Annotated in this window: 11 protein-coding genes; 9 read left to right on the plus strand and 2 right to left on the minus strand. The window is 68.2% G+C overall.

Annotated features, from left to right (window positions below):
- The first annotated feature begins 3 nt into the window (after positions 1-3).
- The 8 genes from hutU to ACQR0W_RS05015 all read left to right on the plus strand — a co-directional run bounded on the left by hutU (position 4) and on the right by ACQR0W_RS05015 (position 9,499).
- A complete protein-coding gene (gene hutU, locus ACQR0W_RS04980; RefSeq protein WP_316169232.1) occupies positions 4-1,674 on the plus strand; it encodes a urocanate hydratase in 1,671 nt (556 codons plus the stop codon).
- Between the two features lie 84 nt (positions 1,675-1,758).
- Entirely contained in the window at positions 1,759-2,805 is a 1,047-nt protein-coding gene (gene bchI / locus ACQR0W_RS04985) for a magnesium chelatase ATPase subunit I (protein WP_316169231.1), read from the plus strand.
- On the plus strand, positions 2,802-4,541 hold the full coding sequence (locus ACQR0W_RS04990) for a magnesium chelatase subunit D (protein ID WP_316169230.1): 1,740 nt from the start codon (positions 2,802-2,804) through the stop codon (positions 4,539-4,541). Before bchI ends, ACQR0W_RS04990 begins: the two co-directional genes overlap by 4 nt.
- Positions 4,542-4,674: 133 nt before the next feature.
- Positions 4,675-5,643, plus strand: a complete 969-nt coding sequence (locus ACQR0W_RS04995; RefSeq protein ID WP_316169229.1) for an alpha/beta hydrolase — start codon at positions 4,675-4,677, stop codon at positions 5,641-5,643.
- 33 nt (positions 5,644-5,676) lie between these two features.
- Positions 5,677-6,582: an alpha/beta fold hydrolase BchO gene (bchO, locus tag ACQR0W_RS05000; RefSeq protein WP_316169228.1), complete on the plus strand. Its 906-nt coding sequence runs from the start codon at positions 5,677-5,679 to the stop codon at positions 6,580-6,582.
- 51 nt (positions 6,583-6,633) lie between these two features.
- A complete protein-coding gene (locus ACQR0W_RS05005) occupies positions 6,634-8,172 on the plus strand; it encodes a phytoene desaturase (protein WP_316186759.1) in 1,539 nt (512 codons plus the stop codon).
- Positions 8,169-9,209 carry a phytoene/squalene synthase family protein gene (locus ACQR0W_RS05010; RefSeq protein ID WP_316186760.1) on the plus strand — a complete coding sequence of 347 codons (1,041 nt, stop codon included), beginning with the start codon at positions 8,169-8,171 and terminating at the stop codon, positions 9,207-9,209. The genes ACQR0W_RS05005 and ACQR0W_RS05010 overlap by 4 nt, the downstream gene beginning before the upstream one ends.
- 146 nt (positions 9,210-9,355) lie before the next feature.
- Entirely contained in the window at positions 9,356-9,499 is a 144-nt protein-coding gene (locus ACQR0W_RS05015; RefSeq protein ID WP_315714295.1) for a hypothetical protein, read from the plus strand.
- 614 nt (positions 9,500-10,113) lie between these two features.
- On the opposite strand, the gene ACQR0W_RS05020 is transcribed toward ACQR0W_RS05015, so the two are convergent.
- Both ACQR0W_RS05020 and crtD read right to left on the minus strand, forming a co-directional pair.
- Positions 10,114-10,818 carry a hydratase gene (locus ACQR0W_RS05020; protein WP_316186761.1) on the minus strand — a complete coding sequence of 235 codons (705 nt, stop codon included), beginning with the start codon at positions 10,816-10,818 and terminating at the stop codon, positions 10,114-10,116.
- 155 nt (positions 10,819-10,973) lie between these two features.
- Positions 10,974-12,503, minus strand: coding sequence for a 1-hydroxycarotenoid 3,4-desaturase CrtD (gene crtD, locus ACQR0W_RS05025; RefSeq protein ID WP_316186762.1), 1,530 nt, complete (start codon positions 12,501-12,503; stop codon positions 10,974-10,976).
- Positions 12,504-12,626: 123 nt separating this feature from the next.
- On the opposite strand from crtD, the gene ACQR0W_RS05030 reads away from it, so the two are divergent.
- Complete coding sequence (locus ACQR0W_RS05030) at positions 12,627-13,496, plus strand: polyprenyl synthetase family protein (RefSeq protein ID WP_316169223.1); 870 nt, start codon at positions 12,627-12,629, stop codon at positions 13,494-13,496.
- Positions 13,497-13,777 lie beyond the last annotated feature (281 nt).

The following is a 13,777-nucleotide window of genomic DNA, read 5'->3' on the forward strand; positions in this document are numbered from 1 at the left end:
CCCATGAACCGACGCCTGGACAACGAACGGGTGATCCGCGCCCCCATTGGCAGCGACATCAGCGCCAAGAGCTGGCTCACCGAAGCGCCCTTGCGCATGCTGATGAACAATCTCGATCCTGATGTGGCGGAGAAGCCGAGCGAACTGATCGTCTATGGCGGCATCGGCCGCGCCGCGCGCGACTGGGACAGCTTTGATCGCATCGTCGCTTCCTTGCGCAAGCTCGAGGCGGATCAGACCCTGGTCGTGCAGTCGGGCAAGCCGGTCGGCATCTTCCGCACCCATCCGGATGCGCCGCGCGTCTTGATCGCCAACTCCAACATCGTGCCGCATTGGGCGACGCTCGATCACTTCAATGCGCTCGATAGAATGGGCCTGATGATGTACGGCCAGATGACGGCCGGCTCCTGGATCTATATCGGCAGCCAGGGCATCGTCCAGGGCACCTATGAGACATTCGTCGAAGTCGGCCGCCGTCACTACAACGGTGATCTCTCCGGCAAGTGGATTCTGACCGCGGGCCTCGGCGGCATGGGCGGCGCACAGCCGCTTGCGGCGACCATGGCCGGCGCCTCGATGCTCGCCGTCGAATGCCAGCCGAGCCGCATCGAGATGCGGCTGCGCACCGGCTATCTCGATCGCCAGGCCACGACGCTCGACGAGGCGCTGGCGTTGATGGCCGACGCCGCGACGACCAAGAAGGCGGTGTCGGTCGGCCTGCTCGGCAATGCCGCCGAGATCTTCCCCGAGCTCGTGCGTCGTGGCGTGCGGCCGGATATCGTCACCGACCAGACCAGCGCGCATGATCCGATCAACGGCTATCTGCCGAAGGGCTGGACTCTCGCAGAGTGGGAAGCCAAGCGTGCTTCGGAGCCGAAGGCGGTCGAGCAGGCGTCGAAGACGTCGATGGTCGGCCACGTCCAGGCCATGCTCGATTTCCACGCCATGGGCATCCCGACGCTCGACTACGGCAACAACATCCGCCAGATGGCGAAGGACATGGGCCTCGCCAATGCCTTCGACTTCCCGGGTTTCGTGCCGGCCTATATTCGCCCGTTGTTCTGCCGCGGCGTCGGCCCGTTCCGCTGGGCGGCGCTGTCCGGCGATCCCGAGGATATCTACAAGACTGACGCCAAGGTGAAGGAGCTGCTGCCCGACAACAAGCACCTGCACAACTGGCTCGACATGGCGCGGCAGCGCATCAAGTTCCAGGGCCTCCCCGCACGGATCTGCTGGGTCGGGCTCGGCGATCGCCATCGCCTCGGCCTCGCCTTCAACGAGATGGTGGCGCGCGGCGAAGTCAAGGCGCCGATCGTGATCGGCCGCGACCATCTCGATTCGGGCTCGGTGGCGAGCCCGAACCGCGAGACCGAGGCGATGAAGGACGGCTCGGATGCGGTGTCGGACTGGCCGCTGCTCAACGCACTGCTCAATTGTGCGAGCGGCGCCACATGGGTGTCGTTGCATCATGGCGGCGGCGTCGGCATCGGCTATTCGCAGCATGCCGGCATGGTGATCGTCGCCGACGGCACGGCGGACGCTGCGCGGCGGCTGGAACGCGTGCTGTGGAACGACCCGGCGACCGGCGTGATGCGCCACGCCGATGCCGGCTATGAGGACGCCATCGCCTGCGCCGAGGCCAATGGTCTCGATCTGCCGAGCCTCGTCCGTTAAGCGCTGATGGGTTGAAGAGCGACCCCTGATTGTGGTCTCATGCTGGCAACGCGGCGGGAACGCGTCGCGGCGCAGGGGACGCTCATGGGAATCGCCTTTCCGTTCTCGGCCATCGTCGGCCAGGACGAGATGAAGCTGGCGCTGATGATCGCTGCTGTCGATCCCAAGGTCGGTGGCGTGCTGGCCTTTGGCGATCGCGGCGCCGGAAAATCCACCGCGGTGCGGGCGCTCGCCGCGCTCTTGCCGCCGATGAGCGCCGTGATCGGCTGTCCCTATCAATGCGATCCGGCCGACGTCGCTGCGCAATGTGCCGCGTGTCGCGCGCGCTCCAAGCCGAGCGGCAAGACAAAGAAGCCGGCGGCGTTGAAGGCGCACCAGGTGCCGGTTCCGGTCATCGACCTGCCGCTCGGCGCCACCGAGGACCGCGTCGTCGGCGCGCTCGATCTCGAGCGTGCGCTGGCTCATGGCGAGAAATCGTTCGAGCCGGGGCTGCTCGCGCGCGCCAATCGCGGCTTTCTCTATATAGACGAGGTCAATCTGCTGGAGGATCATCTCGTCGATCTCCTGCTCGACGTCGCCGCGTCAGGCGAGAACGTGGTCGAGCGCGACGGTCTCAGTATCCGCCATCCCGCCCGCATCGTGCTGGTCGGCACCGGCAATCCGGAGGAGGGCGAGTTGCGGCCGCAATTGCTCGATCGCTTTGGCCTCTCGGTCGAGGTCAAGACGCCCAATGATCTGCCGACGCGCATCGAGGTGGTCAAGCGGCGCGATGCCTTCGAGACCGATCCCAGCGCCTTCGTTGCGCATTGGGAGAAGGAGGAGGCGAAGCAGCGCAAGCGTATCCTCGCGGGCCGTGAGCACATCGGAGCGGTCAAGGTCGCCGATCGTGAGCTCGAGCAGGCCGCACGCCTCTGCATGGCGCTCGGCACCGATGGCCTGCGTGGCGAACTCACCTTGATGCGGGCGGCGCGCGCGGTAGCGGCGCTGGAGGGCGCAAAGGCGGTCGATGACCGCCATCTGAAGACGGTCGCGCCGATGGCGTTGCGACACCGTCTCAGGCGCAATCCGCTCGACGATTCCGGCTCGTCGGTGCGGGTCGAGCGCGCGCTCGACGAGCTGTTCGCGCCGTGAGCGATGGCGCCGCGATCTGGGCCGATGCGATGATCGCGGCCGCTCTGGCCGCGATCGACCCGTCCGCGTCGGTGCTGCTGCGTGCGGGCGCAGGTCCGGTGCGCGAGCAGTGGCTGGAGCTGTTGCACGAGCTGATGCCGCCGTCGACACCCTTGCGCAAGCTGCCGCCGTCGATCTCGGACGATCGCCTGCTTGGCGGCCTCGATCTCGCCGCGACGTTGCAGGCGGGGCGGCCGGTGCTGCAACGTGGGCTGCTCGCCGATGCCGATGGCGGCGGGCTGATCGCCGTGATGGCCGAGCGCATGTCGCGGTCGACGGTCGCACATCTCTGTGTTGCCGTCGACACCGGGGCTATCAGCATCGAGCGCGATGGCATGTCGCTGCGCGCACCGGCTCGGCTCGGACTGATTGCGCTCGACGAGGGCATCGGTGATGAGCGCGTGTCGCCTGCCTTGGCCGACCGCCTGGCCTGCCATCTCGATCTCAGCAAAGTTGCGCGCGTCGATCTCGGCGAGAGCCTGTTCAAATCGTCGGACATCGCAGCAGCGCGTGCGCGGCTGCCGCAGGTCCGTTCGTCGGACGACGCGATCGCGGCGCTGACGATGACGGCCTGCGCGCTCGGCATCGACTCGCTGCGCGCGCCGCTGCTCGCCTGTCGCGTCGCGCGCATCGCAGCGGCCCTTGATGGTGAGGTCGAAGTCGCCGAAGCGCACATCGCCTGCGCCGCGCGGCTGGTGCTGGCGCCGCGCGCCACCCGGCTGCCCGCAGCGGATGACGAGACTGAGAACAGCGAGGCGCCGGAGCCCGAGAATGAGTGGGCCGAGAGTGAGGACGACGACCGCAGCGAGGACGGTTCGCTCGAGGATCGCGTGGTCGAAGCGGCGCAGGCGGCCATTCCAGTCGACCTGCTGAAGCGGCTGCAAGAGGAACGCGCGACCCGCGTCCGCAGCAGCAGCGTCAGCAAGCAGGGCACCGCTCAGAAGGTGCCGAAGCGCGGCCGTCCGATTGGCGCGCGTCGCGGCGAATGGCGCGCCGGCGCGCGGCTCAACGTGCTCGAGACCTTGCGCGCGGCAGCGCCGTGGCAGCCGCTGCGGCGGCGGACGCAACATTCCGGCAAGAGTGGCCGGCTGATCGTGCACAAGGACGACATTCGGATCACCCGCTTCAAGCAGCGCTCGGGCACCACGACCATCTTCGTCGTCGATGCTTCCGGCTCCTCGGCCTTGCAGCGGCTTGCGGAAGTGAAGGGCGCCGTCGAGCTGCTGCTGGCCGAATGCTACATTCGCCGCGACGAGGTCGCGCTGATCGCGTTCCGCGGCAGGGGCGCCGAGCTGCTGCTGCCGCCGACGCGCTCGCTGACGCGCGCCAAGCGCAGCCTCGCGGCGCTGCCCGGCGGCGGCGGCACACCGCTGTCGGCGGCGATCTGGGGCGCAACCGAGCTCGCGCTCGCCGTGAAGGCCAAGGGCCAGACGCCGACGATCGTTTTGATGACCGACGGCCGGGCGAATGTCGCGCGCGATGGCGGCGGCCGCAGCGAGGCCGAGGCGGAGGCGCTGGTGGCCGCACGGCAGCTCGCGTTGACCGGCATTCCGGTCGTGCTGGTCGATTCCTCGCCGCGCCCGCAGGACAAGGCCGCGCAGCTCGCCGGTGCGATGCAGGCGCGTTACGTCGCGCTGCCTCATGCGGATGCCGTACGGTTGTCGCAGGCCGTCATGGCGCAAGCCGGCCGCGGCTGATGGCGGTGGAACCCCCGGCGTCAAGCTGCGTTCCCAACGGCGACTGACAAGAGGATCGGTCATCGCTATGCTCACCCACTCGTATGGCAGCGCTTGCCTGCCGTCGCCCGATATCGTCACACAGGAGCACGCCATGCAGGTCGCCTCGACCACACAGAGTGATCATGCGGCTGACACGCGCGCTGTGACGATGCCGCCGCCGCTTGCAGCGCCAAGCTTCGAACTCGCCGATCTGCGTACGGGCCGCATCACCTGCTATGGCGACGGCCCCGCCGCCCCGGCGGAGCAGCGGCCGCTGCTCTTGATTCACAGCGTCAACGCCGCGGCGACGGCCTACGAGATGAAGCCGCTGTTCGAGCACTACCGCCAGACGCGTCCGGTCTATGCGCTCGACCTGCCGGGCTTCGGCCTGTCGGACCGCGCCGACCGCATCTATACGCCGCGCATCATGACCGATGCGATTCTGCTCGCCACGAACGAAATTCGCCGCCGTCATGGCGACGTCGCGATCGACGCGATCGCGTTGTCGCTCGGCTGCGAGTTCGCCGCGCGCGCCGGCACCGAGGCGCCGAACCTGTTTCGCACTTTGGCGCTGCTCAGCCCGACCGGCTTCGATCGCCGCGCCGAGGCCGCGGCCGAGTCGGCGGGCACCAAGGACACGACCCGCGCCATGCCGTGGGTCCGCAACATCCTCAACGTCCCGCTGTGGAAGCACGGCTTCTTCACCCTGCTGACCTCGCGCGCCAGCATTCGTTTCTTCCTGCAGAAGACCTTCGGCCGCAAGGACATCGACGAGGGGCTGCTGGAGTATGACTACATCACGACCCATCAGCCCGGCGCCGAGAACGCGCCGTATTCGTTCGTCTCCGGCTATCTGTTCAGCACCAATGCCCTGAAGCTCTACCAGGCACTGGCGATGCCGGTCTGGATGGTGCATGGCGTGCGCGGCGATTTCGTCGACTATCACGGCAAGCACGCCGTCGCGGCTCTGCTCAACTGGCAGATCGAGGTGATGCAGACCGGCGCGATGCCGCATTTCGAACAGCTTGATAAAGTCGTCGCCAGCTACGATGATTTCCTGACGCGCGCGGCCGATCGTTGACGATGCCGGCGGCGTCCAACCGCGTGGGCCGGCATGAGCGACAAGCCGAACTGGAGCGTCGACGGCAGCGACTGGCCCAACCGCGCAGCCAGCCGCTTCGTCGAGGCCGCGGGCCTGCGCTGGCATGTTCAGATCATGGGCGAGGGGCCCGTTGCGCTGCTCGCCCATGGCACGGGAGCCGCGACCCATTCCTGGCGCGATCTCGCGCCGCTGCTCGCCAGGCACTTCACCGTCGTCGCGCCGGATCTCTCCGGCCACGGCTTCACCTCCACGCCGCATGGGCGGCGGCTGTCGCTCGACGGCATGTCGCGCGATCTCGCTGGCCTCTGCGAGAAGCTTGCGATCGCGCCTGAAATCGCGATCGGCCATTCCGCGGGCGCGGCGATCCTGACGCGCATGACGCTCGACAATCTCATCAGGCCGAAGCTGATCGTCAGCCTCAATGGCGCCTATCTGCCGTTCGGCGGCGCGGCCGCGCAGTTCCTGTCGCCGCTCGCCAAGATGATGGCGCTCAATCCGCTGGTGCCGCGGCTGTTCGCCTGGCGGGGCCGCGATCCGGCGGCGGTGCATCGGCTGCTGAAGGGCACTGGCTCGACGATCGACGCGACAGGCGAGCGGCTGTATCGGCGGCTGGTCGGCAGCCCCGGCCATGTCGGCGCCGCGCTCGAGATGATGGCGAACTGGGACCTGCATCCGCTTGGCCGCGAGCTGCCGCGGTTGAAGACCGCGCTGCTTCTGGTCGCGGCCGCGAATGATCGCGCCATCCCGCCAGACGTCGCGCGTCGCGTCCAGCGATTGGTGCCCCAGGCGCAGCTCGAACTCATTGAGGGCCTTGGTCATTTGGCCCATGAGGAGCAGCCGGCCAGGATCGCGGGCCTGATCGTCAACGCCGCCGAGCGCGCGGGCGTCCTTGCAGCGCAACAGGAAACGTCCAGTTAAGTTGACATTTTTGGCTGGCGAAAACGTCAATTTCGATTTACGCTTTCGTCGATGCTCGACGTCTCCACCATCAAGGCCGCTGTCCCGGCTGTGCTCGGAGACCGGCCGCATGCGGTCGTGATCGGCTCCGGCTTCGGCGGCCTCGCCGCAGCGGTCCGGCTCGGTGCGCGCGGTTTTCGCGTCACGGTCTACGAGCAGCTCGATGCGCCCGGCGGCCGCGCCTATGTGCATCGCCAGGATGGCTTCACCTTCGATGCCGGCCCGACCATCGTCACCGCGCCGTTCCTGTTCGAGGAGCTGTGGCAGCTGTGCGGTCGGAAGATGTCCGACGACGTCACGCTCAAGCCTATCTCCCCATTCTATCGCATCCGCTTCGACGACGGCACCGTGTTCGACTGCTCGGGCGACCCGGCCGAGATGCGCGCCGAGGTGGCGCGGCTGGCACCCGGCGACGTCGATGGCTACGAGCGCTTCATGAAGGCGAGCGAGGCGATCTTCAGAAAGGGTTTTGAGGAGCTTGGCGACGTGCCGTTCCTGTCGTTCATGGACATGGCAAAGATCGCGCCGGCGATGATCAAGCTGCGGAGCTTTCGCTCGGTCTATGGCCTCGTCTCGCACTACGTCCGCGACGAGCGGCTGCGCGTCATCCTCAGCTTCCATCCGCTGCTGATCGGCGGCAACCCGTTCACGACCACGTCGATCTATTGCCTGATCGCCTATCTCGAACGGCGCTGGGGCGTGCACTTTGCGATCGGCGGCACCGGCGCGCTGGTGACAGGGCTCGTCAGCCTGATCGAGGGGCAGGGCGGCCAGGTGCGCTGCTCGGCGCCCGTGGCCGAGATCACCACGAAGAACGGTGTTGCGACCGGCGTGCGGCTCGCATCCGGTGAGACGATCGCCGCCGATGCAGTCGTCTCCAACGGCTGCGCGGCCTGGACCTACAAGCATCTGCTGCCGAGCGTGCCGCGCCGGCGCTGGACCGATGCGCGCATCGACCGTGCGCGCTACTCGATGAGCCTGTTCGTCTGGTATTTCGGCACGAAGCGCCGCTATGATGACGTTCAGCATCACACCATCCTGCTCGGCCCGCGCTATCGCGGCCTGCTCGACGACATCTTCCGCCGCAAGGTGCTGGCGGATGATTTCAGCCTTTATCTGCATCGCCCCACCGCGACCGATCCGTCACTGGCGCCCGATGGCTGCGATGCTTTCTACGTGCTGTCGCCGGTGCCGCATCAGCAGAGCGGCATCGACTGGGCTTCCGCCGCGGAGCCGTTCCGCAAGCGGATCGAGGCCGCGCTGAGCGACACGCTGCTGCCGGACCTTGCCGGCCAGCTCGTTACGTCGCGGCTGCTGACGCCGGATGATTTCGAGCATCGCCTGTCGTCCTATCGCGGCGCGGCGTTCGGGCTCGAGCCGGTGCTGATGCAGAGCGCCTGGTTCCGGCCGCACAACAAGAGCGAAGAGGTCGAGCGGCTCTATCTGGTCGGCGCGGGCACCCATCCCGGCGCCGGCCTGCCGGGCGTGCTGTCCTCGGCGCGTGTGCTCGATGATCTCGTGCCCGCGCCGCATGAGCTGGAGCGCCGATGAGCTGGCAAACGGACATTGCGATCTGTCGGCGGATGTTGCGGGGCGGATCGAAGACGTTCTTTGCCGCCTCGAAAGTGTTGCCTCGCGCGGTCGGCGATCCCGCCGTCGCGCTCTACGCGTTCTGCCGCGAGGCCGATGATGCGATCGACGGGCCCGACCGACGCGTCGACGCCGTCGAGCTGCTGCACGAACGGCTCGACCGGATCTATCATGGCACGCCGGACGACAGTCCCGTCGATCGCGCGCTGGCCGGCGTCGTGGCGCAGTTCACGATTCCGCGCGCGCTGCCGGAGGCGCTGCTCGAAGGTCTCGCCTGGGATGCGCAGGGCCGCCGCTATGAGACCCTGAGCGACGTGCTCGCCTATGCCGTGCGCGTCGCCGGCACGGTCGGCGTGATGATGTCGCTGCTGATGAATCGGCGCGAGGCCGAGACGATCGGACGCGCCTGCGACCTCGGCATCGCCATGCAGCTCACCAACATTGCCCGCGACGTCGGCGAGGACGCGCGCGCCGGCCGGCTCTATCTGCCGCGGCAATGGCTGCGCGAGGCGGGTCTCGATATCGAGACCTGGCGTGCCGCGCCGTTCTTCGACGACCGCATCGGGCGTGTCACCGCGCGACTGCTCGCGGTCGCCGACGTGTTCTATGCGCGCGCTTCGGCGGGCATCGCCGATCTGCCGTGGAGTTCCCGGCCCGGCATCCATGCGGCGCGGCTGATCTATGCCGAGATCGGCCGCGAGGTCGCACGTGCCGAATTCGATTCGCTGTCGCGGCGCGCATTCGTCTCGATGCCGCGCAAGCTGCAGCTTCTCGGCAAGGCGGCGGTGATGTCGCTGCTGCAGGAGCAGCCGTCGCTGGCGCCGGCGCGGCCGGAGGCGCGCATTTTGATCGAGGCGGTCGTCGCGGCGGATGCGCAGCGCCCGCACGCCATCGCGCCGCCGCGCCGGACTGTTCACGATCGCGCGCTGTGGGTGCTCGACCTGTTCGAGCGCCTGGAGCGACGCGATCAGTTGTTGCGCTCGGGGCGGTCGTCCTAGGGACGCGAGGTCGTCGCCATCAGGCATCAGACGACTCGCGTACGACGGTACGATCGCATTGGCGCGACCAGTGTGGCTCGGCTGCGATGTCATGACACGCGAAGTCATGAGCTGGACACCAGGTGAGACGCGATGAGTGACGCGCCATGAGCGAGATGGGCGGCCTGCTCGAATTCGTCGTAGTCACCATGTGTGTGCTCGGCTGGCTCGTGCTCGAATGGCAAGGCCGCCGCCTCGACCGCCAGCGCGCCGAGCGCGAGGCCAGGGAGCGCGAGGCGGAGAAGCGGTAGGGTGGGGGAGGCGGATTCACGTCTCAAACAGCGATCGACATGGCTTCGCGTTCTCGCGGCAGAGGTTGCCCGAGTCTGCGATGATCTTGTCCCTCGCAAACAGTGCAGAGGGCGCAGGGAATGCCGGGTGAAGGCCTCACCCATGGCCCGCCTGCAGAAAAAATGCAGGCGGCAGGTACCACAGGCAAAGCCGATTCAACCGGCATTCCCTGCGCGACGGTCTTCACGCTTATACGCAGTCTCCCTGGTGCGCCGGGCTTGTTGGCCACCATCACCACGCGGCACATGAGCGCCATCGCGGCTTGATACCAGCGTCGGGGTATCAGGACGCTGCGACTTCACGTCCGCAAGACATCGTTCGTCGGCACCCTCGTCGAAGAGAATGCTGCGATCTCTCGCGGCCATCGCATCCCCACCTCGCGTGTCGTGACGATCGCGCGCTACGCCCCTCTGCGGTGAGGCGGGATGCGCGTAGACAATCATAATTTCAGATAAATAGCAAGAGATTTATTATTATCGGAATCTGTCTCGCTGCATTCCGCCGTCGTTCCGCGACCATTGCAGGTCCGCTGCGCTCGCCAGCGACTGCAGCCAACGTCGCCCCTGTCCCATCCTCACCACCGTGGCATCCGGAACGGCAGCATGGCCTGCACGATCGGCATCTGGAAGCGGTCGAGCGACAGGCTCTCATGCATCACCTCGACATCCTCGCCGTGCAGACGGGCGGCGAGATGGGAGCGCGCGTAAAACGGGGCGTCCTCCAGTGTGTTCACGACGCGCACCGGTGCGTCGGCGTCGGCGCGGGCGCTGCGGTCGACGCGCCACAGCGTCTTGGGCAAAGGCGCCTCCGTGAGCGGCGTGATCGATTCCAGACGGCCCGCGGGGTCGACGTGCAGCGCGAGCGACGCATTGGCGCCGTCGCGTGCGACCGTGTCATACGAGATCACGGTGCCGGTGCGCGTCGCCGCGCGCGACCATTGCCAGCTCTGGAAGTCGCGCTCCAGCGGCGCGTCGCCATGGTTGATGTCGAAATAGCCGTCGCCGCGCCAGCGCAGATCCGGATGATCGAAATCGACCGACACGCGGCAGCAGGGCGCGATCGGCTGCCAGCGGTGGCGTCCCTCCGCATCGAGCGTGAACGCGATCTCGTTCAGCGCCGTCGGCACGACGCGGACGCGACCGCGCAGTGGCAGCGGCCAGGGCACGCTGACCTCGCTGATCTCGATGGTGAGCTCGCGGCCGTTCCAGGCGAGGCTGCTCGGACCGAGCCCGAGGCTGGCAGATTCGCGCGTGATCGCGCCGCGGCCGCGCTCGGTCATGGCCCAGCGCCGCGCACGCGCGCCGTAGAGCGCAACGTTGAGCGCACAGTGATTTTCGGGATCGGCCGCTCGCCGCCGCCGCGCCCACGCGTAGTACGGCGAGAACACGCTGCCGACGAAGGCGATGAGCGTGATGCCGAATCGCCCGTCATCGCTCAGCGCGTCGACGTACCACCATGCATAGCCGTCTTCCGGGACAATGCGGTCGAAGCGAGGTCCGCGATCGCCCGTGCAGCGGCCATCCGGCCCGACAGCGCCGCCATCGGCACGCCCGGTCCCGGATGCGCGCTGCCCCCCGCCACGTAGAGCCCCGGCAGCTTCGTCGGCGCGCCCGGCCGCTGGAACGATGCCATCCAGCCGTGCGAGCTGCGGCCGTACAGCGCGCCCCCCGTGCCCGGAAACATCCGGTTGAAGTCCGTCGGCGTCGTCACGCGGGTCAATTCCGGCGTCGTCGCGATGCTGAGGCCGCAGCGCTGCAACAGGTCGAAGGTCTGGCGGGCACATTGGCTGATCTCCGAGGAAGCAAAGCTGTGATGGTCACCGGTGGCGGCGGCGTTGATCAGCACGAACAGCGGCTCGCTCGTCGCAGCCTCGCGCGGCTGGTCGTCGCGCGCCTGCGCGCAGACATAGACGGTCGGCTCCTGCGGCATCGTGCGACGGTCGATCAACTGCTCGAACTCGGCGCGGGAGTCGCGCGAGAAGAACACGTTGTGACGCAACAGCGGAAAGCCGTCGGCGCGCGCCATGCAGCTCCAGGTCATCGCCGAGAGCGAGCGCGCCGATTCCGGGATGGCGGGGAGGGCTCGCGCCGCCTCGGGTCCGAACAGGCCCTGCGCCAATGCCGCGACGTCGGCGGTGGCGATGACGGCGTCGGCGGCGATCTGCTCGCCATTGGCGAGCCGCACGCCCGCAGCGCGGCCGGCGTTCGTCGCGATGCCCGCGACCTCGGCGTCATAGCGGATGGTGACGCCGTGGCGCCGCGCCAGCGCCGCGAGGCACGCGGCGAGCTCGTGCATGCCGCCGTCGATCAGCCAGACGCCGGACTGCTCGACATGGGCGACCAGCATCAGCGTCGCCGGCGCATGGAACGGCGACGAGCCGCAATAGGTCGCGTAGCGGCCGAACAATTGCTGCAGTCGGGCATCGCGGAAATAGCCGCCGAGCGCCTTCCACAGCGTCTGGAATGGGCGGATCGCGGTGAGGTCGCGAAAGCCGGCGGTGCGCAGCAGATGCGTCATGCTCGGCGCCGGCGTGCGGATGAACGGATCGCGCAGGACCTCGAAGATGCGGCGGGCGTCGCGGCAGAACGCGCGAAAGCCCTCGGCCTCGCTGCGTCCGGCGAAATGGCCGATGGCGTCGGCCGATTGCTCCTCATCGGCGAACAGATCGAGCGTGCGGCGATCGGTCCAGGCGTGGCGAGCGAGAACGTCGAGCGGCGTCAGGGTGAGATGATCGTCGAGTGCGGTGCCGATCTCGGCAAATAGCTCGTCGAACACCCAGCGCATCGTGAACACCGTAGGACCGGAGTCGATGCTGACAGGTCCGATCGCGATCTGGCGCATCTTGCCGCCGGGCGCGGGCGCGCGCTCCAGCACCGTCACCTCGGCGCCGTGCGCGGCGAGCGTGAGCGCAGCGGCCAGCCCGGCGATGCCGGCGCCGACCACGATCAGGCGGGGATCGGCCATTTCCTCGCACCTCCCGTCCGCAGGACCTGACACGGGAAATGTCTAGCATGATTTACATTATGGGTGTAAGTTGTAATTTACATAAGCGAGGACCGGGTGGACCTCGCGGCAGGGGAGGCGGACATGGATGTGGTGGCCCGGATCGAGAAATCCCTCGTCGCAGCGGTCGCTTTGGCCGACCGGCCCGGATGTCCGCCGCGGCTGTCGGCGGCAATGCAGGCCGCAGTGTTTCCCAAGGGCGCGCGGGTCCGGCCCCGGCTCTGTCATGCCGTGGCCGCGGCCTGTGGCGACGACGAGCCCGCGGCGACCGACGCGGCCGGGTCGGCGATCGAGCTGCTGCACTGCGCCTCGCTGGTGCATGACGATCTGCCGTGTTTCGACAACGCGGCGCTGCGACGCGGGCGGCCCTCGGTGCATGCCGCGTTCGGCGAGCCGCTCGCGGTGCTCGCGGGCGACGCGCTGATCGTGCTCGCCTTCCAGACGCTGGCCAAGTCGCGCTGCTCGCCGCTGCGGCTGGCGCAGCTGATCGCGACCATCGGCGATGCCGTCGGCGTACCGCATGGCATCTCGGCTGGACAAGCCTGGGAATGCGAGCCGCAGATCGATCTGTCGCGCTATCACCGCTCGAAGACCGGCGCGCTGTTTGCGGCGGCCACCGTGTCGGGTGCCGCTGCGGCAGGGCATGAGAATCCGGAAGCGTGGCGCACGCTCGGCGAGACCATTGGCGAGGCCTATCAGGTCGCCGACGACATTCGCGATGCCGCCAGTGACGAAGAGGAGGCGGGCAAGCCCGTTGGCCAGGACGCCGCGCATGGCCGGCCCAACGCCGTGCTGATCTATGGGCTCACCGGCGCCGTCAGCTATCTGCACGATCTCGTCGCCGACGGCATCCGCACCATGCCGCCCTGCGCCCACGCGCACGAGCTGCGCGTCCTGATGGAGCAGGAAGCCAAGCGCCTCGTGCCGCGCCGCCTGGCGGCGTCGGCGGCGTGATTGTTCGGCCGCATGGGATGGCGACGGTCTCACCACACGAGCGTTGCTCACCCTCCCCTGGAGGGGGAGGGTCGACGCGCGCGAAGCGCGCGGCGGGGTGGGGTGACAGCCCATCCGCGCGCGCAGTGCCGGTGATACCCCGCAGGCTTAGGCAGGCGCAGCGAAGAGCATCGGGACTCATAAGCACCAATTTCCGAGCCCACCCCACCCCGCCGCGCGCTTCGCGCGCGGCGACCCTCCCCCTCCAGGGGAGGGTGGGCACCTGCGTGTGTCGAGCCATT

The sequence above is a fragment of the Bradyrhizobium sp. HKCCYLRH1034 genome (assembly GCF_051168375.1).
Taxonomy (GTDB): domain Bacteria; phylum Pseudomonadota; class Alphaproteobacteria; order Rhizobiales; family Xanthobacteraceae; genus Bradyrhizobium.